General features: G+C 66.3%; 23 protein-coding genes. 10 read left to right on the top strand and 13 right to left on the bottom strand.

Features of this window, described 5'->3' with window-relative positions; genetic code table 11:
- Positions 1-187 precede the first annotated feature (187 nt).
- Together QX051_RS16070 and QX051_RS16065 are read left to right on the top strand one after the other, a co-directional pair.
- Positions 188-361, top strand: coding sequence for a hypothetical protein (locus QX051_RS16070; protein ID WP_315737391.1), 174 nt, complete (start codon positions 188-190; stop codon positions 359-361).
- Positions 358-945 (top strand): TetR family transcriptional regulator, encoded by a 588-nt coding sequence (locus tag QX051_RS16065; RefSeq protein WP_315737392.1) that lies wholly within the window; start codon positions 358-360, stop codon positions 943-945. Before QX051_RS16070 ends, QX051_RS16065 begins: the two co-directional genes overlap by 4 nt.
- A 212-nt stretch (positions 946-1,157) precedes the next feature.
- Here the strand turns inward: QX051_RS16065 and QX051_RS16060 are convergent, their stop codons facing one another.
- Together QX051_RS16060 and QX051_RS16055 are read right to left on the bottom strand one after the other, a co-directional pair.
- Complete coding sequence (locus QX051_RS16060) at positions 1,158-1,805, bottom strand: response regulator transcription factor (protein ID WP_315776760.1); 648 nt, start codon at positions 1,803-1,805, stop codon at positions 1,158-1,160.
- Positions 1,806-1,815: 10 nt separating this feature from the next.
- A complete protein-coding gene (locus tag QX051_RS16055) occupies positions 1,816-3,174 on the bottom strand; it encodes a histidine kinase (protein WP_315776759.1) in 1,359 nt (452 codons plus the stop codon).
- A gap of 194 nt (positions 3,175-3,368) precedes the next feature.
- Between QX051_RS16055 and QX051_RS16050 the strand changes: the two genes are divergently transcribed.
- The 6 genes from QX051_RS16050 to QX051_RS16025 all read left to right on the top strand — a co-directional run bounded on the left by QX051_RS16050 (position 3,369) and on the right by QX051_RS16025 (position 7,912).
- On the top strand, positions 3,369-4,148 hold the full coding sequence (locus QX051_RS16050; protein WP_315737395.1) for a MotA/TolQ/ExbB proton channel family protein: 780 nt from the start codon (positions 3,369-3,371) through the stop codon (positions 4,146-4,148).
- The gene (locus QX051_RS16045; RefSeq protein ID WP_315771066.1) at positions 4,145-4,816 is read left to right on the top strand and encodes a hypothetical protein; all 672 of its coding nucleotides are present in this window, start codon (positions 4,145-4,147) and stop codon (positions 4,814-4,816) included. Before QX051_RS16050 ends, QX051_RS16045 begins: the two co-directional genes overlap by 4 nt.
- Positions 4,813-5,421 carry a hypothetical protein gene (locus QX051_RS16040; RefSeq protein WP_315737397.1) on the top strand — a complete coding sequence of 203 codons (609 nt, stop codon included), beginning with the start codon at positions 4,813-4,815 and terminating at the stop codon, positions 5,419-5,421. The genes QX051_RS16045 and QX051_RS16040 overlap by 4 nt, the downstream gene beginning before the upstream one ends.
- Positions 5,422-5,461: 40 nt before the next feature.
- Entirely contained in the window at positions 5,462-5,623 is a 162-nt protein-coding gene (locus QX051_RS16035; RefSeq protein WP_315776757.1) for a hypothetical protein, read from the top strand.
- Between the two features lie 87 nt (positions 5,624-5,710).
- On the top strand, positions 5,711-6,451 hold the full coding sequence (locus QX051_RS16030) for a metallophosphoesterase family protein (RefSeq protein WP_315776756.1): 741 nt from the start codon (positions 5,711-5,713) through the stop codon (positions 6,449-6,451).
- A gap of 3 nt (positions 6,452-6,454) precedes the next feature.
- The gene (locus QX051_RS16025) at positions 6,455-7,912 is read left to right on the top strand and encodes a bifunctional serine/threonine-protein kinase/universal stress protein (RefSeq protein ID WP_315776755.1); all 1,458 of its coding nucleotides are present in this window, start codon (positions 6,455-6,457) and stop codon (positions 7,910-7,912) included.
- A 50-nt stretch (positions 7,913-7,962) separates the two neighbouring features.
- Here the strand turns inward: QX051_RS16025 and QX051_RS16020 are convergent, their stop codons facing one another.
- From QX051_RS16020 to rpe, 3 genes are read right to left on the bottom strand one after another with little or no spacing between them, the layout of a single operon-like run.
- Positions 7,963-8,793, bottom strand: a complete 831-nt coding sequence (locus tag QX051_RS16020; RefSeq protein WP_315776754.1) for a bifunctional allantoicase/(S)-ureidoglycine aminohydrolase — start codon at positions 8,791-8,793, stop codon at positions 7,963-7,965.
- A 43-nt stretch (positions 8,794-8,836) separates the two neighbouring features.
- Positions 8,837-9,322 carry an ureidoglycolate lyase gene (locus QX051_RS16015; RefSeq protein ID WP_315776753.1) on the bottom strand — a complete coding sequence of 162 codons (486 nt, stop codon included), beginning with the start codon at positions 9,320-9,322 and terminating at the stop codon, positions 8,837-8,839.
- A gap of 15 nt (positions 9,323-9,337) precedes the next feature.
- Positions 9,338-10,039 carry a ribulose-phosphate 3-epimerase gene (rpe, locus tag QX051_RS16010; RefSeq protein ID WP_315737402.1) on the bottom strand — a complete coding sequence of 234 codons (702 nt, stop codon included), beginning with the start codon at positions 10,037-10,039 and terminating at the stop codon, positions 9,338-9,340.
- Between the two features lie 226 nt (positions 10,040-10,265).
- On the opposite strand from rpe, the gene QX051_RS16005 reads away from it, so the two are divergent.
- Entirely contained in the window at positions 10,266-11,033 is a 768-nt protein-coding gene (locus QX051_RS16005; RefSeq protein ID WP_315759228.1) for an EF-hand domain-containing protein, read from the top strand.
- Between the two features lie 2 nt (positions 11,034-11,035).
- Here the strand turns inward: QX051_RS16005 and QX051_RS16000 are convergent, their stop codons facing one another.
- Positions 11,036-12,034: a P1 family peptidase gene (locus tag QX051_RS16000; protein WP_315776752.1), complete on the bottom strand. Its 999-nt coding sequence runs from the start codon at positions 12,032-12,034 to the stop codon at positions 11,036-11,038.
- Between the two features lie 81 nt (positions 12,035-12,115).
- Positions 12,116-14,890, bottom strand: a complete 2,775-nt coding sequence (locus tag QX051_RS15995; protein ID WP_315776750.1) for a PAS domain S-box protein — start codon at positions 14,888-14,890, stop codon at positions 12,116-12,118.
- A 234-nt stretch (positions 14,891-15,124) separates the two neighbouring features.
- Here QX051_RS15995 and QX051_RS15990 point away from each other — a divergent pair, with 234 nt between their 5' ends.
- The gene (locus QX051_RS15990) at positions 15,125-15,526 is read left to right on the top strand and encodes a response regulator (RefSeq protein WP_315750016.1); all 402 of its coding nucleotides are present in this window, start codon (positions 15,125-15,127) and stop codon (positions 15,524-15,526) included.
- A gap of 150 nt (positions 15,527-15,676) precedes the next feature.
- On the opposite strand, the gene QX051_RS15985 is transcribed toward QX051_RS15990, so the two are convergent.
- The 6 genes from QX051_RS15985 to QX051_RS15960 all read right to left on the bottom strand — a co-directional run bounded on the left by QX051_RS15985 (position 15,677) and on the right by QX051_RS15960 (position 22,475).
- Complete coding sequence (locus QX051_RS15985; protein ID WP_315737407.1) at positions 15,677-16,795, bottom strand: branched-chain amino acid ABC transporter substrate-binding protein; 1,119 nt, start codon at positions 16,793-16,795, stop codon at positions 15,677-15,679.
- Between the two features lie 158 nt (positions 16,796-16,953).
- A complete protein-coding gene (locus QX051_RS15980; protein WP_315737408.1) occupies positions 16,954-17,685 on the bottom strand; it encodes an ABC transporter ATP-binding protein in 732 nt (243 codons plus the stop codon).
- Positions 17,682-18,515, bottom strand: a complete 834-nt coding sequence (locus QX051_RS15975; RefSeq protein ID WP_315759230.1) for an ABC transporter ATP-binding protein — start codon at positions 18,513-18,515, stop codon at positions 17,682-17,684. Before QX051_RS15975 ends, QX051_RS15980 begins: the two co-directional genes overlap by 4 nt.
- The gene (gene livM, locus QX051_RS15970) at positions 18,512-19,840 is read right to left on the bottom strand and encodes a high-affinity branched-chain amino acid ABC transporter permease LivM (protein ID WP_315737410.1); all 1,329 of its coding nucleotides are present in this window, start codon (positions 19,838-19,840) and stop codon (positions 18,512-18,514) included. Before livM ends, QX051_RS15975 begins: the two co-directional genes overlap by 4 nt.
- Positions 19,841-19,853: 13 nt before the next feature.
- Entirely contained in the window at positions 19,854-20,771 is a 918-nt protein-coding gene (locus QX051_RS15965; protein ID WP_315737411.1) for an ABC transporter permease subunit, read from the bottom strand.
- A gap of 624 nt (positions 20,772-21,395) precedes the next feature.
- Complete coding sequence (locus tag QX051_RS15960; RefSeq protein ID WP_315737412.1) at positions 21,396-22,475, bottom strand: hypothetical protein; 1,080 nt, start codon at positions 22,473-22,475, stop codon at positions 21,396-21,398.
- Positions 22,476-22,515: the final 40 nt, after the last annotated feature.

Here is a 22,515-nt window from a genome sequence, read left to right as displayed (position 1 = left end):
CAAACGGCGGTCTTTCCGCTCGGCCGGTGCGATCGAGGTGGATTATGATACCGTTCAAAAAAATCGCGCTGACAGATATTGAAATCTGTCAGCGCGATGGTGTATGTCTCTGCCACTGTCATGCTGAAGATCAACTTGCACTGTCTGACCATGGGTTCAGCGGTTTCAACTGCGAAGGACCGCTTCGATGAAGATTGAAAAGCGATTGTTGCACTCACAATTTCAGGACTGGCTGAATCACCAGGTCGCGCGTCACCTGGAGACCCAGGCAGCCAAATTCCGCGCGCCGTCGTCCGCCGATCGGGCCGAGACGATCCAGATCAAGGCGCATACGTCCGACACCGATATGGTGCACGCATGAATGAGGCCGTGGTTCTGACATCCGAGCGCATCCTCGAAGTCACCGAGGACGTGTTGCGCCGTTACGGGCTCGCCAAAGCGACGGTCGTCGACGTCGCGAGAGCGCTCGATGTCAGCCACGGCTCCGTTTATCGTCACTTCCCCAGCAAGGCGTCGCTGCGCGAGGCGGTTGCCAGGCGCTGGCTCGAGCGGGTCAGCGCGCCGCTGGCGCAGATCGCGGCCGAGCCGGGACCCGCGCCGGCGAAACTGGAGCGCTGGCTGCGCGAGCTGTTCGGCGCCAAGCAGAAGCGGGTCTGTGAAGATCCGGAGATGTTCGCGACCTATCTCACCCTGGCGCGCGAGGCGTGCTCGGTGGTCAAGGCGCACAAGCAGCACCTGATCGCCCAGGTCGAGGGCATGATCGCGGAGGGGGTCGCGCAGGGGACGTTCCACGTCACTGATCCCAAGACCGCGGCCGCGGCGATCTTCGACGCGACGAGAAGTTTTCACCATCCCGCCCATGCCGACGAGTGGGGCGAGTGCACCTGTCAGGCCCGGGTCGATGCCGTGCTGACCCTGCTGCTCCGTGGACTTCAGGCGCGCTAGGCGCGCCTAGCCCGCATGAGCGCAGCGACATGCGGGTTCACACAGCTCGTAGGTGGGCAAAGGCGCGTTGCACGACATCGGCTTGGGCCGAGATCGCGCGCGCCGTGCCCACCGTCGATCAGCGAACTCATCAGTTTGATGGTGGGCACGGCGCCACTGCTGGCTCGCATGCGGCGACAGCACGGCAGCGCCTTTGCCCACCCTACGGCAGCCTACAGATTCGTCAGCCCGCTGGTCACCGCCAGACGCACCAGCTGCGCATCCGTCTGCAATCCCGTCTTGGCCTTCACCAGATAATGATAGTTCTGCACCGTCTTGACGCTGAGGTGCAGGTTCGTGGCGATCTGCTCGGTGGTCAGGCCTGACGCGAACTGGCGCAGGATTTCGATCTCACGCTCGCCGAGCCGGTCGAGCACGGTCTGCTGCGGATCGAGACTGTCAGCGGCCAGCACGTGGGCGACGTCGTCGCTGAGCGCGCGCTCGCCGTTGATGACCATGCGGATGGCGCGGACCAGCGCCGCCGGCTCGCTGCTCTTGGTGACGAAGCCGCTCGCGCCGGCGGCGAACGCCGCCTTCACCAGCGGCGCCTCGCCATGCATCGAGAACACGAGGATGCAGGCGCGATTGTCGCGGGCGCGGATGTTGCGGATCGCCTCCAGCCCGCTGGCACCCTTCATCGAGATGTCGAGCACGACCACGTCGGGCGCATGCGCCTTGAACGTGCCATAGGCCGCCGCGGCGCTGTCGGCCTCTGCGATGACTCGAAACCCGTCCTGGCTCTCCAGCACGCGGCGATAGCCTTGCCGGACCACCGGGTGGTCGTCGACCAGCAGGATCGAAATGCCTGTGCGCTCGGGCATCCCGGTTGTCTCAGGCGGCCAGTGGAATTGTCGCGGAGACGCTGAGCCCGCGCGCGGCCGGTCCGATCGACAGCGAGCCGCCGACCGCGGCGATGCGCTCGCGGATTCCGGTCAGGCCGAAGCCGCTCGATTGCGCCAGCAGGGTCGCATCGCCGCCGCCGTCGTCCTCGACCGAGATCACGAGCGCACTGTCTGGACCCTGACGGCGCTCGACCCGCAACGACACCTCGCTCGCACTGGTGTGGCGCAGGGCGTTGGTCAGGCACTCCTGCGCCATGCGATAGGCCGTGACCGCGACCGGGCCCTGGATGTCGGCGAGGTCGCCGTGGAGGTCGAGCCGGATCGCGGGCCGCGCGGCATGCTGATAGTTCTCGGTCAGCGCGATCAGGCCTGCGGCGAGGCCGAGCTCCTCGGTGAGCGGACGGCGCAGCCGGCTCAAGGTGCCGCGCAGGCACGCCATCAGATGGCTGACGGACTGCGTAATCATCCGTGCATCCTGGGCGACCTGATCGTTGCGGCCGCTGCCGGCGCTCTCGATCGTCGAGGCAAAGGCGAGGATCGCCGTGAGGTTCTGCCCGAACTCGTCGTGCAGCTCGCGCGCCAGCGCCCGCCGCTCCTCGTCGCGGATGTCGAGCAGGCGCTCGGTCAGCGCGGCGCGCTGCTCGTTGGCCTGCGCCAGCCGGTCGCCGAGCTCGCCGACGGCGCGGCCGATCATGGCGAGCTCCATCGAGCGGAAGCGCGGCAGCGCGGGGCGGTGGTCGCCCTCGGCCATCCGCTGCAGCGCCTGGACGATGCTGCGCGCCGGCGCCAGCGCATGGGCGATCGCCAGCGAGGCCAGCACGCCGATCGCGACCGCCATCGCCAGCGCCACACCAAAGCTGTCCTGGATGCGCAGCCAGGCGAGCTGGACCGCCGCATCGGGATCGGCGATCGCCGAGACGGTTCCCGCCGTGGTGGCGCGCGCGCTGATCGGCTGCGCGACCGCCGCGTGATCGCCGAGGATGGCTTCCACGGCGCTTGAGAACCAGCGCGGCGGCGCGGCGCCGAGGCCCTTGCTCTGGCCACACAGCGGCTTCTCGAACGCCGCCTCGGGCTTGAACTGTACGCAGATGCCAGGGGCGATCAGCTTCATGGTCTCGGTCGTGCGCCAGTCGGGCAGCGGCAGCAGCCGCTCGCGCGACCGGTTGCCGCGCAGCAGCAGCTCGCGCCAATACAGCGCCTCCAGCGCCTGCGAGACCCGGTCCGCCGATGCCGCGGTGGCGCGGTCGACGCTGCGATAGGCGTCGACGGTGACCCATACGGCCGCGGCGGCCAGACACAGCAGCACGATCAGCGCGAGGCGCGCAATGAGTTGGAGCACGAGACGCATGCGATCCTCTCCACGGCTTTTGCCGCAGCGTAACAATGGGATGGTGCTCCGCCAAGCAAATGCACTGCAGCAAGCGGCAGGTTGGGAAATTTTCCCGAGAGCCTCGAGGCAGATGTCTTTGGACGCTGTTCCGCCGCTCTGCTTAACTCCTCTGCGAAGCGCCGAACGAAACGGCGCGCATCGGGAGTTCATGCATGAGCGTGGTCAGCAGTGCCGAACGAGTGGAACCTGCGCGCGACGCAGCCGAGCGCGGGCCGCTGCTGCTCTGGATGATCTTCACCGGCCTCACGATATTCGCCGCCGTGGTGCTCGCCCGCTACGGCTATTTCCACCTGATGGTCGCCTCCGACCGCACCTACATCTCCAGCGTCATCGCCGTGCTCTACGTCGCCACGTGCTGCCATTGCTTCTGGCGCACCAGAGCGATCGCGCGCGAGGCGGATGCAGCGCGGCGCTGCCGCGCCGTGCTGATCGGGCCCGATGCGGCGCGCGCGCTCGAACCTGATGCGCAACTGCTTCCCAAAGGGCTCGTCACCAACCACATCCGCAGCCTCGTCACCAAGGCGCAAACGCAAGGGGCAGGGCGCCTCGACCAGACGCTGCTGCTGCGGACGCTCGCCGACCGCTTGCGCGGCTCCAACGGCTTCGGCGGCTTCGCCTCGGACACGCTGATGAAGCTCGGCCTGCTCGGCACCATCATCGGCTTCATCATCATGCTGGCGCCGATCGCCGGCCTCGACGTCAACGATAAGCTCGCGATGAAATCGTCGATGGGGCTGATGAGCGACGGCATGGCGATTGCCATGTACACGACGCTCGCCGGGCTCGTCGGCTCGATTCTGGTGCGCATCCAGTACTACATGCTCGATGCGGCGACGGGACGGATGTTCTCGGACGCCGTCATGCTGACGGAGACGCGGGTGACGCCGCGGCTCGAGCGCGCGATGGATCGCGCGCCGGAGCAGGTCGCATGATGGACGATTTCGGACTCTATCCGCGCGAGGAGCAGTTCGACCCGTTCAGCGTGATGCTGTTCAAGGCGCTGCAGATCGTCGCGTTCTTCTTCTTCATCGCGGTGCTCGCGATCTCGCCGGACGCCAAGGACGGTAAGGTCGACTCGAAAGCCGAGTTCCTGATCACGATGGATTGGCCGGACAATCACCCGGATGATCTCGACCTGTTCGTGCAGGACCCCGTCGGCAACATCGCCTGGTACCGGCATCGCGAGGCCGGCTTCCTCACGCTCGACCGCGACGACCGCGGCGGCGCCAACGATTTCATCCTGGTCAACGGTCTGAAGATCCAGTCGCCGATCCGCGAGGAGATCGTCACCGTCAGAGGCATCGTCGCCGGCGAATACACCGTCAACATCTCGCATTTCCAGAACGTTAGCGGTGCGCCGGTCGAGGCCACCGTGAAGGTGCAGAAGCTCAACCCGACTGCGCAGGTGATCTTCGACGACAAGGTCGTGCTCGACCATTCCGGCGACGAGAAGACGGCGCTGCGCTTCAAGCTCAATGCCGAGGGCAAGGTGATCGACGTGCAGCGCCGGCCGAAATCGCTCTTGGAGACGTTCCGCAGCAATTGGCGCAACGGCGCCGATATCGATCCCAAGACCGGCGTCAGGATGCTCAGGCCATGACGAGCAATCTGCAGACCGTCATCGTCACCCTGTCCGTGTGCTACGCGCTGATCGGCGCGCTGCTGCTGCTGGTGCTGGTCTATGCCCGGCTGCCGTGGCAGGCCAAGGCGGTCGCCGTGGTCATCACCAGCGCGTTCTATGTCGGCAGCTTCGTCGGCGCCCGCGGCCTGCTCGGCTGGGCCAGCGTCGACCGGCTGCCGAGGAGCTTCAAGGTGCTGCAGGTGCGGATCGTCGATCCGCACTCCGTCGAGGGCGATCCCGGCACGGTCTATCTGTGGGTCGAGGCGCTCGACGACGACAACCGTCCGAGCGGCGTGCCGCGCGCCTATCGTATCCCCTACAGCGACACACTTGCCGACAAGGCCCAGCACGCCGCCGACCAGATCGCGGCCGGCCATCCGCAGGGCGGCCGCGCCGCCGATTTCGGCACCGGCGACGGCGGGGTCATCGATGCCGCGCGCGAATACATTCTGCCGAAGACGATCATCGAGACCGCCGGCGGTGATCCCTCCACCGGCGAGTTCAAGGCCGCCAAGACCGCCGGCGACGGCGTCTCGTTCACACCACTGCTGCCGCCGCGCATGCCGCCGAAGGACGAGCAGTAGGCGGCTGCAGCCGTATCCTCCGCGTGAAGCGAGCGCGCGAATGATGGCGGGCATCGAGACGTTCCTGGCACGGCGCCTCGAGCTCAAGGTCAACAGGGCCAAGAGTGCGGTCGCCAGACCGAACCACCGCAACGTCCTGGGCTTCAGCTTTACCCAGGGAAGAAAGCCGCACCGGCGCATCGCAGGGGACCTGCAACGCTGACATTCCGCATCTCTCCGCCTATCTTGTTTGATGTTCCTCAAGTCTTGTGCGACCACGGCCGCTAGCCTTGAGAACCGGAGGAAACGGGTGCTGCTGGCGATTTTGACCGACATCCATGCCAATCGGCAGGCCTTTGCGGCCTGCTTGGAGGCGGCGCGTGCGCGTGGCGCGGATCGTCTCATCTGTCTCGGCGACATCGTCGGCTATGGCGCCGATCCGGAATGGTCGGTCGACACCGTCATGGAGATCGTCGCCGGTGGCGGGCTGGCGGTGCGCGGCAATCACGACAATGCCGTTTCGACCGCGAGCGAGAGCATGAATGCCGAGGCGCAGGCTGCGATGGAGTGGACGCGCGGGCGGCTCAGCGCCGAGCAGCGCCGCTTTCTCGCCGAGCTGCCGATGAGCATCGGTGACGACGACCGGCTGTTCGTGCATGCGGAGGCCTCGAGCCCGCCGCGCTGGCGCTATGTGCAGTCGTCGGCCGACGCGGCCCGCAGCATGATCGCGACCGAGGCGCAGGTGACGTTCTGTGGCCACATCCATCGTCCCGCGCTGTATTCGATGTCCGCGACCGCGAAGATGACGAGCTTCACCCCGACCGCCAACATGCCCATTCAGCTGTTGCGCGGCCGGCAATGGCTGGCCGTGGTCGGCTCGGTCGGCCAGCCGCGCGACGGTGATCCTGCCGCGTCGTTCGTGACCTTCGACACCAAGACCCGCGAGCTGACCTATTGCCGTGTGCCCTATGACGTCGAGGCTGCGGCGCAGCGCATTCGCGACAACGGCCTGCCGCCCTGGCTGGCGCAGCGGCTCTCGATGGGGCGATAGAACATGCCGAGGTCAAAGCTTCAGCCGGGCGTCGTGATCGACGGCTTCACGGTCGGCGAATGCGTGCATTCCGGCGGCATGGCGACGTTGTGGAGCGTCACCCGTCCGGATATCGACCGGCCGATCCTGATGAAGGTGCCGCGCGTCTCCGAGGGCGAGGACCCCGCGGCGATCGTCAGCTTCGAGATGGAGCAGATGATCCTGCCAAGACTGTCGGGACCGCACGTGCCGGCCTGTTTCGGCACCGGCGATTTCGCCACCCAGGCCTATGTGGTGATCGAGCAAATTCCGGGCGAGACGCTGTACAAGCGGCTGCCCGAGCTGCCACTGGCTTACGAGGAGACGCGGGTGCTGGTCGCGAAGATCGCGACGGCGCTCGCCGACATTCACCGGCAGCACGTGATCCATCACGACATCAAGCCATCGAGCATCATGTTCCGGCCGTCAGGGGAGGCGGTGCTGATCGACTACGGCCTGTCCTGCCATAGGCACCTGCCGGATCTCTTGCAGGAGGAATTCCGCCTGCCTTACGGCACCGCGCCCTACATGGCGCCCGAGCGCATGATGGGGACGCGCAGCGATCCGCGCAGCGACATTTTTTCACTCGGCGTGCTGCTCTATTTCTTCACCACCGGCGTGCGGCCGTTCGGCGAGAGCGAGACCCTGCGCGGCATGCGCCGGCGTCTCTGGCGCGATCCCTATCCGCCGCGACAATTGAAGTCGGACTATCCACCGTGGCTGCAGGAGATCGTGCTGCGCTGTCTCGAGATCGAGTCGGTGTGGCGCTACCCGACCGCGGCGCAACTCGCCTTCGATCTCGGCCATCCCGACCAGGTCAAGCTCACGGCGCGTTCAGCGAAGGTGACGCGCGATCCGATCACCACGGTGTGGCGCCGCCGCTTCAACCGCGGCCTGGTGCAGCCGGAACAGAAATCATCCGACGTCGCGGTGCAGATCGCCTCCAGCCCGATCGTGGCGGTCGCGATCGACACCGTGGAAGGCGGCGAGGAGCTCAACGGCGCGCTGCGGCTGACCGCGCAGCGCATCCTCGCCACTTTGCCCGCGGCGCGGCTCGCCTGCGTCAACGTGCTGAAGCTCGGGCGCCTCACCATCGACCGCACCCTGGACGAGGAGGGTAACAACAAGCACATCGACCGCATGGTCGCGCTGAAGCACTGGGCGACGCCGCTCAAGCTCGACGCCAGCCGGCTGACGGTGCACGTGCTGGAGGCCGTCGATCCGGCCGCCGCCATCATCGAGTTCGCCGAGGCCAACCAGGTCGACCACATCATCATCGGCGCCCGCCGCGATTCCGTACTGCGCTCGCTGCTCGGCAGCGTCTCGGCGAAGGTCGCCGCGGAGGCGGGCTGCACCGTCACGGTGGTGCGCACACGCCATGTGGTGCGCGAGGCGGATGAGGAGGATGACGACGCGCCGGCGAAGGTCGTGTCGGGGACGTGAGACGTTAGAGTTGAGATTAAAGTCCGGGTCCGATTGCGCGACCGCGCCTCTCACCTGAACGGTCGCAGCTTCATGTGCCGGTTGGCGTCCTTGTAGAGCAGATAGCGGAAGCGGCCGGGGCCGCCGGCGTAGCAGGCCTGCGGGCAGAAGGCGCGCAGCCACATGAAGTCGCCAGCCTCGACCTCGACCCAGTCGCGGTTGAGCTTGTAGACCGCCTTGCCCTCGAGCACATAGAGGCCGTGCTCCATCACATGCGTCTCCAGGAACGGGATCACGGCGCCGGGCTCGAAGGTGACGATGTTGACGTGCATATCGTGGCGGACGTCGAGCGGATCGACGAAGCGCGTGGTGGCCCAGCGGCCCTGCGTCTCCGGCATCGCGGCAGGGGCGATCGTCGCCTCGTTGGTGACGAAAGCCTCGGGCACGGGGATGCCGGGGACGGCCTCATAGGCCTTGCGGATCCAGTGGAAGGTCGCGGGCGCCGGGCTGTCGTTGCGCAGCGTCCATTTGCAGGCCGGCGGCAGGAAGGCGTAGCCGCCATGGCCCAGGGGATGCTCTTTGCCGGCGATGGTGAGCAGGATCTCGCCGCCGACCACGAACAGCGCGCCCTCGGCGTCGGGATCCGGCTCGGGCTGGGAGCTGCCGCCGCCGGGCGAGACCTCGACGATGTATTGCGAGAACGTCTCCGAGAAGCCCGACAGGGGGCGCGCGATCACCCAGGTCCGCGTCTTGTCCCAGAACGGCAGCGCCGAGGTGACGATGTCGCGCATCACGCCCTTGGGGATGACCGCGTAAGCTTCAGTGAACACGGCGCGCCCGGTGAGCAGGTCGGTCTGCGGCGGGTGGCCGCCCTGCGGCACGAAGTAGTTCGGCTTGTCCATCGTCGTCTCTCCTGCGCACGGATCAGCCTGCGCGCGCCACCATTCAGGGGATGCTTAGAAACAGCGGCTGCTCGAGCCACAGCTCCTCGAGATTGTCGGGGCTGATGCGGTCGACCACCATGAAGCGCGAGGCCTCATCGAACACCAGCAGCGGATGGTGCCAGACGTTGCGGGCGTAATTGACGCCCTGGCGTCCGCTGGCCGTGAAGGCATGGTAGCTCGCGGGATCACGCGGGTCGTCGCAGACCAGCACCAGCCAGGGCCGGTCCTGCAGCGGCATGAACAGCTGGCTGCCGAGCGGATGCCGCTCCATCAGCTTGATCTCGATCGGCTGCGGCCGCGGCTTGGCCTCGAACAGGCTGATGTTCACGTCTGCGCCGCCCGACGTCACGTCGATCGCGGCGAGGCCGTTGCAGCGGCGGGCGAAGCCCTGGTTGATCTCGATGGGTTGGCCGCCGTCGGTCTCGACGACGTCGCCGAAATCAGCAAAGGCCGCCTTGGTCAGCGGCTGCGGCGTGAGCGTGTGCATCCCGCCCCGCGTGCCTCAGATCGCTTCGCCGCGCGCCGACGCGGCGGCGCTGCGGATCGCGGAGATGTTGCTGCGGTAGGCCTCCGTCGTGCCGCCCTTGAACACCGCAGATCCTGCGACGAAGGCGTTGGCACCGGCCGCGGCCAGCGCGCCGGCATTGTCGCGGCCGACACCGCCATCGACCTCGATATCGATCGGCCGGCCCGCGGTCATCGCGCGCAGATCCTGGATCTTGCCGATCGCCGAGGGAATGAAGGCCTGGCCGCCGAAGCCGGGATTGACCGACATGATCAGCACGAGGTCGACGAGGTCGAGCACGTATTCGATCACGCTGAGCGGGGTCGAGGGATTGAGCGAGACGCCGGCCTTCTTGCCGAGCGCACGGATCGCCTGCAGTGAGCGATGCAAGTGCGGACCGGCCTCCGCATGCACCGTGATGTGGTCGCAGCCGGCCTTGGCGAAGGCTTCGAGATAGGGATCGCACGGCGTGATCATCAGATGCGCGTCGAAGATCTTGGTCGTGTGGGGGCGCAGCGCCTTGATGACGTCGGGCCCGTAGGAGATGTTCGGCACGAAGTGACCGTCCATGACGTCGAGATGGATCCAGTCGGCGCCGGCGGCATCGACGGCGCGCACCTCCTCGCCTAGCTTGGAGAAATCCGACGCCAGGATCGACGGCGCAATGACGAGCGGGCGCGGCGTGAAGGACTGTGTCATGGGCGGCTGTTCCAGTGCGATCGGGATTGTCGCCGTATCATGCGGGCGCGGTTGCGGCAACGCGAGCGGGAAAAATCTGCCGAGCGCGGCATGAACTGCCGGGTTTGGGCATCCGCAACATCGCGAAATATCCGGACATTTCAGCGGTTTGGCGCTGGCACGGGGATTGCGACGGAGAGATCCGACGTTGTTTCGCCGCGCATTGCGGCCACCTCGGAGTTTCGCCATGTGGTTTGCATTGGGGGCCGCCTCATCGGCCCTGGAAGCCCTGCAGTCGCTTGGGTCGACGAAGTCCGGTTCCGGCAAGTCGGGCAATGCCGGCGGCGGAGTGTTCAGTCTGAACGGCGGCAGCTCGAGCAGCTCCGGCAATTTCAGCCCGTGGTCGAGCTCCGGCAGCAGCAGTTCGGGGCAGATCGCGCCGGAGACGATGAACGCGCTGCTCGCAGCGCAGAGCCAGTCCGGCACATCGGGTGCGAACGCCTCGACCAGCCCGCTGCAGGACCTGTTCTCGCAGATCGACGGCGACGGTGACGGCAAGATCACAAAGTCCGAATTCGAGACCGCGCTCGGCGCCGGCGGCACCAACCTCGCCAATGCCGACAAGGTGTTCGGCAAGCTCGACAGCAACAGCGACGGCAATGTCAGCATGGACGAACTGACATCGGCGCTGCAGGGCGCGCGCGGCCGCCGTGGTCATCATCATCGTGCTGGAGCCGGGGAGGCTGGCAGCTCCGGCAATTCGTCAGGGGCAGGGGCGGACGCGCTGATGCAGGCAATGTCGGGCGCGTCGAGCTCCTCGTCGACCAACAGCGACGGTTCGACGACGACCACCATCACCTATGCCGACGGCTCCAAGGTGACGCTGACGACGCCGGCGGCCACCACCGCGTCGAACGCCGCCACGTCGTCCTACAATCTGATCGAGAAGCTGATCCAGCGGCAGTCGAAGATGCTGTCGGCCTCGACGTCCTCCACGACCGCGGTGAGCGCCTAGGCTCAGCCGCCGAAGCGGCCTTGCCAGGACGGCAGCGCGCCGGCGAACGACAGCGGTCGCGCGTGATAGACGCCGCGTGCGATCGCGCGGGCCAGCACATTGGCCGCGACCATGCCGAGCTCGCTCAGCTCGACCAGCGGCTCGATCGGCTTGGCGCAAGTCGCCGCCGCGAACACGATGTCGCCGTCGAGCGGCAGATGCACCGGATAGATCGCGCGCGCCATGCCGGTCTGCGCCATCATCGCGAGCCGCTTGGCCTGCGCCTTGGTCAAGACGGCGTCGGTCACGATGAGGCTGATGGTCGTGTTCTCGGAGGCTGACGCCGCCGGGCCGCCCTTGATGCGCATCGCCAGCATGTCCGGCGTGAACGCGGCCGGCAGGCCGCGGCCGCCGAACTCGCCGTCGACCTCGTACGGTGCCGCCCAAAACCACGGGCCGTCGCCGACCGTGACGCTGCCGACGGCATTGACCACCGCGATGGCAGCGACCTTGATCCCGCCTGTCGTCGTCGCCGCCGCCGAGCCGAGCCCGCCCTGCAGGTTGGCCGTGGTGGCGCCGAGCCCGGCACCGACGCTGCCGAGCGCGAAGCTGGTATCGGCGGCCGCTGCGGCCGCATAGCCGAGCTCGCGATAGGGCGCGTAGCGGCCCCAGGCCTTGTTGCCACCGTTCAAGAGGTCGAACACGATCGCGCCGGGGACGATCGGGATCAGCGCGTCGCGCACGGCAAAGCCGCGGCCCTGTTCCGCCAGCCAGGCCTGGATACCGCTCGCGGCCTCCAGCCCGAACGCCGAGCCGCCGGACAGGGCGATGCCGTCGACCCGTTCCACCGTATTCGCAGGATCGAGCAGCGCATCCTCGCGCACGCCGGGTCCGCCGCCCCGGATGTCGATCGCGGCCACCGCCGGCTGATCGAACAGGATCGCGGTCACGCCGGACGCGAGCGCTGCGTCCTGGGCATGGCCCACGCGTACACCCGCGATGTCGGTGAGGAGGTTTTGCACGGTCGCCCTCGCGGCAGGTGATGATGCTGGATGGATAGCGCGGCTGGCGCGAGGGCTCAATGCAACACCCGGGCTACAGCCTCACGCCTCCAGCGCAATGCGGATCATGCGGGCCAGTTCCGGCTTGCGGTAAGGCTTGGGCAGCAGCAGCACGCCGGCGTCGAGTCGGCCGTGGTGAACGATCGCGTTCTCGGTGTAGCCCGAGGTGAACAACGTCCGCAGCGCCGGCCGCCGCACCCGTGCGGCGTCGGCGAGCTGGCGGCCGTTCATGGCGCCGGGCATGATGACGTCGGTGAACAGCAGGTCGATCTCCGGATGGCGCTCCAGCACGTCGAGCGCCTCGGCGGCATTGGCGGCGGCCAGCGTGGTGTAGCCGAGGCCGGCGACCTGGGCGATCACGTGCTGGCGTACCAGCAGATCATCCTCCACGACCAGGATCGTCTCATTGCCGCCGCGCGCGTCCGGCGCCTGCAAGCCCGCGCTGGCCGCCGGAGCGGACGCCGAGCGCGGCAGATACAGCTTGATCGAGGTGCCGTGGCCGACCTCGCTGTAGATCTGGATGTGGCCGCCCGACTGCTTGACGAAGCCGAATACCATGCTGAGGCCGAGCCCCGTGCCCTTGCCGGTGCCCTTGGTCGAGAAGAACGGATCGAACACCTTCTCGAGATAGGCCGGCGGAATGCCACAGCCGGTGTCGCTGACGGCGATCATCACGTAGTCACCGACGATGACCTCGCTATGGGCGTCGGCATAGTCTTGGTCGAGCGTGACGTTCGCGGTCTCCTGCGTGAGCTTGCCGCCCTGCGGCATCGCATCACGCGCATTGAGCGCGAGATTGATGACCGCCGTGGCGAGCTGGTTCGGATCGGCGATCGCGATGCAGGGATCGGCGCCGAGGATGCGCTCGATCTCGATCTGCGCGCCGAGCGTCGGCCGCAGCAAGGCTGCGGTCTCGTTCAACAGCGCATTGATGTCGAGATCGGTCGGCTGCAGCGGCTGCTTGCGGGCGAAGGCCAGCAACTGCCGCGTGAGCTGCGCGCCGCGGTCGGCGGAGTCGTCGATCAGCTTGGCGACGGAGGCGAGCTCCGGCCGGTCGGACACGGCGTCGGCAAGAATGCCGATGCTGCCGGTGATGACGGTGAGGATGTTGTTGAAGTCGTGGGCGACGCCGCCGGTGAGCTGCCCGACCGCCTCCATCTTCTGCGCCTGGCGGAATTGCGCCTCGGCGGCGCGCTTCTCGGTGAGGTCGCGGCCGACGAAGAAGTGGCGCTGCACCGGGTCCGACCAGCTCGCCATCCAGTTCAGAACGACGCCGCGGCCTTCCTTGTGCAAGAGCTGCGCCTCGAAATTGTGGACGTCGCGGCCGCGGCGGCAGGCGCGCATCTGGCTACGGACGGCCTCGAGCTCGGGCGGATAGACGAAGTCGCTGGCATTGCGACCGACCATCTCCTCCGGCCGGTAGCCGAGCACGTCCACCGCGCTCGGGCTGACCTGCATCAATTGTCCGTAGGAGTTGGCAACCAGGATCAGGTCCTGCGAGGTCTCGAAGATGCGGCGGCGCTCCTCGGTCTCACGGGTCAGGGCGGTTCGGGTGCGCTTGTTCTCGGTGATGTCGCGCGCCACCTTCGAGGCGCCGATGACCGCACCATGCGCGTCGAGGATCGGCGACACGCCGAGCGATACTTCGATCTCGCGGCCGTCCTTGTGGCGGCGGATCGTCTCGTGATGCGCGATCTTCTCGCCGCCGCCGATCCGGCTCAGGATGCGATCGACCTCGCTGCGCCGTTCGGCGGGCACGATCAGGCCGATGTCGTTGCCAAGCGCCTCGTCTGCGCCGTATCCGAACAGGTGTTCGGCGGCGCGATTCCAGGACGTGATCTTGCCTTGCAGGGTCAGCGTGATGATGGCGTCGTTGGAGGATTCCACGACGGCGCTGAACAGCCGCTCCCGCGCGATGAAGCGTGTCCGCTCGCTTTCGCTCTGCCGGCGCTGCTGCTGCAACAGCCACGTGAGCCTCGCCTGCAGGCTGACATTGTCGGCGAGCAGGACGCCGAGTACGAAGCTCGCGGACAGCAAGCCATAGATGCGGCCCGCGTAGTAGCCGAGGTCGAACCGGGCGGCGTTGAGCAACGAGGAGAGCGAGAGGTCGAACAGCCAGGCGCACAGCACCACCATGACCCAGAGGTCGAGAATGCTGTGCGGCCTGCGCAGCGCCAGGACGAGCAGGGCAGCCGATGTCACGCACCAGATGGCGCCGACCACGACTTTCAAAGCCGGCGTGGCAGCGTCATCGCGGACGAGCGCGGGCAGCGCCGTATCATGGGCGATCACCGCCCAGGTGAGCGCCGCAAGTGCAATCGCCACGCCGAGCACGGCGACCGAGAGCGACAGCGCAACCGACCCAACGGGCGTCGGACGGCGACGGTCGTCCAGCGCATAGGCCAGAACGAACAGGGGGAACGCGCCGTGCCAGATCATGTAGATCCAGACTGCGGTCTGCGGACCTGCATCGAGCAGGCCGGTCTGAGAATACAGGCCTGGGAACACCAGCGTGTGCAGTAGCGAGGCCGGCGCGGTGAACAGGTAACCCGAGGCCAACCACAGCAGCGGTCGCGAACGCAGCAGCACGAACTGCGAGAACAGCAGGAACGCGGTGATGAGATCGTTCAGCGCCAGCGCCGACTGGTAGCTCGCGACGAACGCAGGCGCCGCCGGCAACTCCACCTTGGCAAAGGGAGCGGCGGCGGCAAACAGCAAGGTCGAGATCGCAACCGCAGCGAGTGCTGCGATCTGGTCTCGGCGCGTCGCGGTGGACGTCGACAGCAGGACTTCGCGGTGATCCTCGATGCTCTGCATCTCCGGGAATCCTGCGCAACGGGAGCCAACATGCAAAAAAGGAGGCGATGACTGGCGCGCGAAAAGTTTAGATATTCTAATAAAGGTTGTATGGTACCAGATCGCGACGTTCTGTAGAATGAGTCGATAGTTAAAGTAACTGCACCTTTACCCCAATGGGATAAATATACCGGTAGTTGTGCTCAATTTCCTTCTAGGTTGTAGGTTGTCCAACGGAAAATTCTGGAGAAGTTGATGCCACGGATTCTGGTGGTCGACGATCAGAAGGATGTGCGCGCCATGATCTGTATGGTGCTGCGCGTCAATCAGTTCGACGTGGTCGAAGCGGGGACCGCTGCGTCCGGACTGCAGTTGTTCCGCGACCAGGCGTTCGATGCCGTCATCGTCGACATCTATCTCGATGATTCCAACGGGCTCGATCTGGTCAGCAGTATGCGCGCGCTGGTTCCCGACGTGCCGGTGGTCGCCGTCTCCGGCATGACCGCCTTCGATGGCGCGTCGATGTCGGACGAACTGACCCGGGTCGTTTACCTGCAGAAACCGTTCCGCCCGGCCGAACTGATGCGTGCCGTCGAAACGGCCCGTGCGGCAGTGGCGGCGAAGGGAGCCCCATCGCTTTCGGCCTGTGCCGGCTGAGCCGGCCTGTTACTTACTCTCCGTACGACGTGGCTCCCCACTGTCCTGCAGGCGCTTCAACGACGAACCAAGCTCTCAGCAGAACGCCCCGGTCCAGGACCGGGGCGTTTGCATTTTGCTGATGATGATCGAAGCGGATCAGGAGTTTTGTCAGGAGCCCTTGCCGCCGAGCTCGGCGTAGCCGCCCTTGGCGTCCCACTTGTAGACGACGTAGTCGATCTGCTTGATGTCGCCCTTGGCGTCGAAGCCGAGCTTGCCGAGAACGGTGTCCCACTCGCCGGCCTTGATGGTGTCCATCACCTTCTTGGCGTCAGTGGTGTTGGCCTTCTTCACCGCCTGCGACCAGACCTGGATCGCGGCGTAGGTGTAGAGCGTGTAGCCCTCGGGATCGATGTTCTTGGCCTTGAACTTGTCCACGATCGCCTTCGCGGTCGGCTTGTTGCGCGGCTCGGGGCCGAAGGTGAACAGCGTGCCTTCCGCGGCCGGGCCGGTGATCGAGGCGAACTCCTTATCGTTCATCGCGTCGCCCGCCATCAGGATGGTCTTGAGACCCTGGTCGCGCATCTGGCGCAGGATGAGGCCGGCTTCCTGATGATAGCCGCCGACATAGACGAGATCGATGTTGTCACGCTTCAGGCGGGAGACGATCGCGTTGAAGTCCTTGTCGCCCTTGTTGTAGGACTCGAACATCTTCTCGGTGACGCCGGCCTTGTTGAGCGCCTTCTTGGTCTCGTCGGCGAGACCCTTGCCGTAGGTGGTCTTGTCGTTGAGGATCGCGATGTTCTTGCCCTTGAAGTTCTTCGCGATGTAGTTGGCGGCGACGAGACCCTGCTGGTCGTCGCGGCCGCAGACGCGCGCCACGTTCCACAGCTTGCGCTCGGTGAACAGCGGGTTGGTCGAGGCCGGCGTGATCTGCAGGACGTTGCTGTCGGCATAGGCCTCGGAGGCCGGGATCGACGACGATGAGCAGAAATGGCCAGCGACGAACGGAATGCCGGAGCCGGCGAGCTTTTCGGCAACCGAACGCGCCTGCTTCGGATCGCAGGCATCGTCACCCACCTGCAGTGCGAGCTTTTTGCCGAGCACGCCGCCGGCAGCATTGAGGTCGGCTACCGCCATCTCGGCGCCGTTCTGCATTTGGCGGCCGAAGGCCGATTCACTGCCGGTCATGGGGCCGGCCACGGCGATGTTGATGTCTTCGGCGAAAGCAGCGGTCGAGAGCGCCAGCGATGCGCCCAGAGCCAAGCCGATGAGTTTGAGTGGTTTCATGAGAAATCCTCGCGGGGGGTAGGTCGACACGGAACGGCCCGAACGGCGGGCCGCAGACCGCGCGCATTGTGGCTGATTTTCCGGCGAAGTCACCGGCAATTTTCGACGACACCTACGAAGGACTAATGTCATTTCGGCCGGATTTTGAGGGCTCCGCCTCAGTGGCGGCCGCCCTCCAGATAGGCAGCGCGGATCTCCGGCCGCTGCAGCAGCTCGGTGCCGGTGCCCGACAGCGTAATCAGGCCGTTGACCAGCACGTAGCCGCGATGGGCGAGCTTCAGCGCGTGATTGGCGTTCTGCTCGACGATCAGCACGGTCAGACCGTCTTGGCGGTTGAGTGTCCGAATGGCGTCGAAAATCTGGCGTGCGATCAGCGGCGCCAGGCCGAGCGAGGGCTCGTCCAGCAGCAGCAGCCGCGGCCGGCTCATCAGCGCGCGCCCGATCGCCAGCATCTGCTGCTCGCCGCCGGACAGCGTGCCGCCGCGCTGGTCGATGCGCTCCTTCAGGCGCGGGAACAGCGCGAAGACGCGCTCCAGCATGCTGGCCCGCTCCGCGTCGGTCGTCTCGCCGGCGTCGGCGCCCATCTGCAGGTTTTCCGCGACGCTCATGCGCGGAAAGATGCGGCGTCCCTCCGGCGACTGCGCGATGCGCAGCTGCGCGATCTGATGCGTCGGTACCTGTGTGATGTCGTTGCCGTCGTAGACGATGTTGCCCGAGCTCGCGCGCGGCCGCCCGAAGATCGACATCATCAGGGTCGACTTGCCGGCGCCGTTGGCGCCGATCAGCGCGACGATCTCGCCGGGCTTGATGTCGAGATCGACGCCCTTGAGCGCTTCGATCTTGCCGTAGGAGGCACGCAGGCTGCGGATTGCGAGGAGGGACGCGCTCACGCCTCTGCCTCCATCACGGCTGCGGCCTCTTCCTCGTCGGTGCCGAGATAGGCCGCGATGACCTTGGGATCATCCCTGATCTCGCGCGGCGTGCCTTCCGCGATCTTGACGCCGTAGTCCATCACGACGATCCGATCGGAGATTTCCATCACGACGCTCATGTCGTGCTCGATCAGCAGGATCGACGTGGCGTGATCGGCTCGGATCGACAGCAGCAGCTCGCTGAGAGCCGCACTCTCGCGCGCGTTGAGGCCGGCGGCCGGTTCGTCGAGGCAGAGCAGGGCGGGCGAGGTGCACATCGCGCGCGCGATCTCCAGCCGGCGCTGGTCGCCATAGGCGAGATTGCCGGCCGCGTCGTCGGCGCGGTCGATCAGCCCGACGCGCTTCAGCCAGAACACGGCCGCATCGATCGCGTTCTGCTCGGCCGCGCGCCACGAGGGCACGCCGAGCAGCCCGAGCACCGTCATGCCGGACGCGCGCATCAGCGCGTTGTGCTGCGCGACCATCAGGTTCTCGAGCGCCGTCATGCCCGGAAACAGCCGGATGTTCTGGAACGTCCGCGCCACCTTGGCCTGCTTGGAGATGTTGAAGTCCTTCAGCTTCTGCATCTCGAACTGCGCACCGTCGTCATGCGTCAGGCGGATGACGCCGGAGGTCGGCTTGTAGAAGCCGGTGATGCAGTTGAACACGGTGGTCTTGCCGGCGCCGTTGGGGCCGATCAGGGCCGTGATCTGCGTGCGTTGCGCGGTGAACGACAGCGCATTGACGGCGACGATGCCGCCGAAGCGCATGGTGAGATTTTCGAGTGCGAGAATGGGAGCGGAGCTCATCCGTGGCCTTCCTTGACGAGGTCCGAAGAGATGCTCTTGGATTTTTCCAGGAATACGGTCGGCGCCCGATGGCCGACAATGCCGCGCGGCCGCCAGATCATCACCAGCACCATGGCGAGACCGAACACCAGCATGCGGTAGCCCTCGAGGCTTCTGAACAGCTCGAAGCCGCCGATCATGGCGAGCGCCGCCAGCGCCACGCCGAGCTGCGACCCCATGCCGCCGAGCACGACGATGGCGAGTACCAGCGCCGATTCCTGGAAGGTGAAGGATTCCGGGCTGATGAAGCCCTGGCGCGTGGCGAAGAAGGCGCCGGCGAAACCGCCGAACATCGCGCCGGTCGCAAATGCGGTCAGCTTGGTGGTGGTGATGTTGATGCCGAGCGCGCGGCAGGCGACCTCGTCCTCGCGCAGCGCTTCCCAGGCCCGGCCGATCGGCAGCCGGCGCAGCCGGATGGTGACCCAGTTGGTCAGGAGTGCCAGCGCCAGGATCAGATAGAACAGAAAAACGATGCGATGCGTCGGCGAGAACGGGATGCCGAGCATCGATGCAAGGCCGCCTTCGCCCGGTGTGAGCGGAATGCCGAACAACGTCGGTCGCGGAATCCCGGAGACGCCGTTGGGACCGCCGGTCACGTCCTGCCAGTTGATGAGGACGAGGCGGATGATCTCGCCAAAGGCCAGGGTGACGATGGCGAGGTAGTCACCGCGCAGCCGCAGCACCGGAAAGCCGAGCAGCACGCCCCAGAATGCGGCGAGAATACCGGCGAGCGGCAGGCAGATCCAGAACGACAGGCCGAAGGTGGTCGAGAGCAGGCCGTAGGAATAGGCGCCGACCGCGTAGAACGCGACGTAGCCGAGGTCGAGCAGGCCGGCGAGACCGACCACGACGTTGAGGCCCCAGCCCAGCATGACGTAGGTGAGGACCAGGATGCCGAGGTCGAGAATATAGCGCTGATTGTAGAAGATCACCGGCACCAGGAAGGTGAAGATCAGCAGCGCCGGCGCGAGATAGCGGCCGGCTACCGACATGCCGCTCTGCACGGACGGCGGCACGAAGCTGCCGAGGCCGCCGCGCGGTCCGAGCCACAGCCGCAGCAGCTCGACCGCGATCGAGCCGACGAACACCGCCACAACCAGGCTGGCGAGGTCGCCGAAGCGGGTCCAGTATACGAGCTGGCCGCTCTGGCCCGCTTCGGTGCGGACGCCGACCATCAGGGAGAACAGACCGAGAGCGACCAGCGCACTGAGAAAGGCCTTCTTGAGGATGAAGGCGGCTCCGACCGGTTCGGAGCCTTTCGACGAGGCGGGAAGGGACGCGCTCACGCGGACTCCATCTTCAGACTTTTTCGACTTCGGGCCGGCCGAGCAGGCCGGTCGGCAGGAAAATCAGCACCACGATGAGGATCGAGAATGCCGCGACGTCCTTGTACTCCACGGAAAAATAGGCCGACCAGAACGTCTCGATCAGTCCGATCGCGAGGCCGCCGAGCATCGCCCCCGGCAGCGAGCCGATGCCGCCGAGTACCGCCGCCGTGAACGCCTTGATGCCGGCGACGAAGCCCATGAAGAAATCGACCAGACCGTAATACAGCAGGTACATCATGCCGGCGACGGCAGCGAGCGCCGCGCCGATCACGAAGGTCATCGAGATGGTGCGGTCGACGTCGACGCCGAGCAGTGCCGCCATGGTCTGGTCCTGCTCGCAGGCGCGCATGTCGCGCCCGAGCCGGGTGCGGGATACCAGCCAGGTGAACAGCGCGAGCAGAACGATGGTGGTGATGACCACCACGATCTGGATGTTGGAGAGCTGGACGACGAAGCCGCCCGCACCCTCGTGCAGGGTATAGCCGCCGGTGATGATCGGCGGCACCGGCTTGACGCGCGCGCCCTGCGACACCTGCGAATAGTTGGTGAGCACGAACGACATGCCGATGGCGGACAGCATCGGCGCCAGGCGGAACGAGTGCCGCAGCGGGCGGTAGGCGATGCGTTCGACGGTCCAGCCATAGAGCGCCGTGATGGCCATCGAGACCAGCAGCACGATCAGCAGAATTACCGGAACCGCAGTCAGGCCCAGCGACACCAGGACCAGGAACGAGATCAGCGCGATGAAGCCGCCGATCATGAAGATGTCGCCATGGGCGAAATTGATCATGCCGACGATGCCATAGACCATGGTGTAGCCGATGGCGATCAGGCCGTAGATCGAGCCAAGGACGAGGCCATTGATGAGCTGTTGCGCGAAATAATCCATGAACTGCCGTGAGTGAGACTGCCGATACCGGTTCGCAACGCGGCGGGGGCCTTGCAGAGCAGGTGCTGGTATGCCTGGAGATCGCACCCGCGCCCAAGGCGACGCGTGGGCCAGTACTAACAGCTAGGAACCGGGTGCCGCAACAGCGTGCAGTGCCACAATTGCGGGCTTATCCCGCCTCCTTTGACGGCGCGGTTCCCGTGCCTTTCTCGGGTCCGGCCATCGCCATCAAATGACCACCGCGGAACACAGCACCTACCGCCGAAGGAGGTGCTCTCGCACTGGTTGCGCGCGGTAGCGAAGCGAGAACCCCATGAGCAGGCTGGCGGACAAGAACCAGGGGCGCCAGAATCCGACCCAGAATCCGTAGGGCAGACTCGCGGGAGGCCGATCCGGCAAGATGAGGGACACGGAGGGGCAGCCGCGTCTCGGCCAGCAATACCAGGACCCGCGTCTGCAGGACCGCTCGTTGGCGTGGACACTGGAGGATTCGCTTTCAGCTCGGATTCTCTCGCCGCCGCTCGGGCTAGCCGCTGAGGCCAATGATGGCGAAGGAGGCGCGAGCGACGAGGGCCGCGACCTTGGACGTCGAGCGCATCGAGCTGATCTTGTCGCTGGCGCCGCTCATATGCCGCTACCGCTGTCTTCCGTCGAACCAGGCACTTTTGCCATCAGCTTCGACTGGAGCCTGACCAAGGCGTCGCGCAGCCGCGTCGCCTCATCGTACCGGGTTTCCCGAGCCACCATGCCGGAAAACGGATCTTTCACCATGGTCTCGGCGGCCTGGGCAAGACGGCGCATCGGCGTCGCCACCCATTTCGCGGCGAAATTGAGCAGCACCAGGATCGAGAACACGCCACCGGCAACGTTGAACCAAAACGAGCGCACAAGCTGGCGGGTCGGCAGCATCGCGGCAACGGCGTCCTGCCGGATCAGAAGGGACCAGCCGAAGCTCGGCAGATCGGCGTACTTCACGGTGGGGAACGTGACGGTGAAATAGTCCTTGCCGTCGGGCCATCGCTCGATGAGCGCGACCGGGGCCCCGCGGCTTGCGGCCTGCGCCGAGCCGATCGTCAGTTGCTTGCCGACGAGATCCGGCGGGCCGAACAGCACGATGCTCTCGCGCGACAGCAACACCAGATCGATGTCGCGCGACGCCAGCGCCGCGACGGATTCGATCACCCATTTCCAATCGATTTGGGCCCCGATGACACCGGCGGGGGCGCCGTCGTGCATCAGCGGAGCCGACATGGCGATCAAGCGGTCCGGTCCCGAAGCGGCCTGCAACATCCGGCCCAGGGTCTCTGGTTCGCGATCATCGACCGCCGTCGGCACCCCGAGTCCATGCCGGAACCAGCGCAGGTCGGCGACGCTTTGTCCTTCCAGCATCCGGTCCTTGCTCGCGATGACCTTGCCGCCGGGGTCGGCGATGCCGAGCCAGGCATAGCGCGGCTGGAACTGGCTCACGAACTGGATCTGTCGGCGCGCCTCGGCGACGTCGGCGGGGTCGATGATCGCGGCGAGCCGCGACACGTCGATCCACGTGCCGTACATCTGTCGCGCCAGCAGGTTTGCGCTGAGCTCACCGCGCGTCCTCAGCTGCTCGATCGCGAGCTCCTCGCCGCGCCGCTGCAGCGACGCCGAATAGAGGATGGCAACGGCCAGCGCCGTCACGACGATCAGTGTCGTGCCGCCGAGGAACACCGCTGTCTGTAAGCTCCACCGTCGCCTCGTCATCGTCTTC

Origin of the sequence: Bradyrhizobium sp. SZCCHNR1053, assembly GCF_032381235.1 — a bacterium.
In the GTDB taxonomy this organism is placed as follows: Bacteria; Pseudomonadota; Alphaproteobacteria; order Rhizobiales; family Xanthobacteraceae; genus Bradyrhizobium.
Note: the sequence above shows the minus strand (reverse complement) of the source record. Positions and strands in the feature narration are given on the sequence as shown.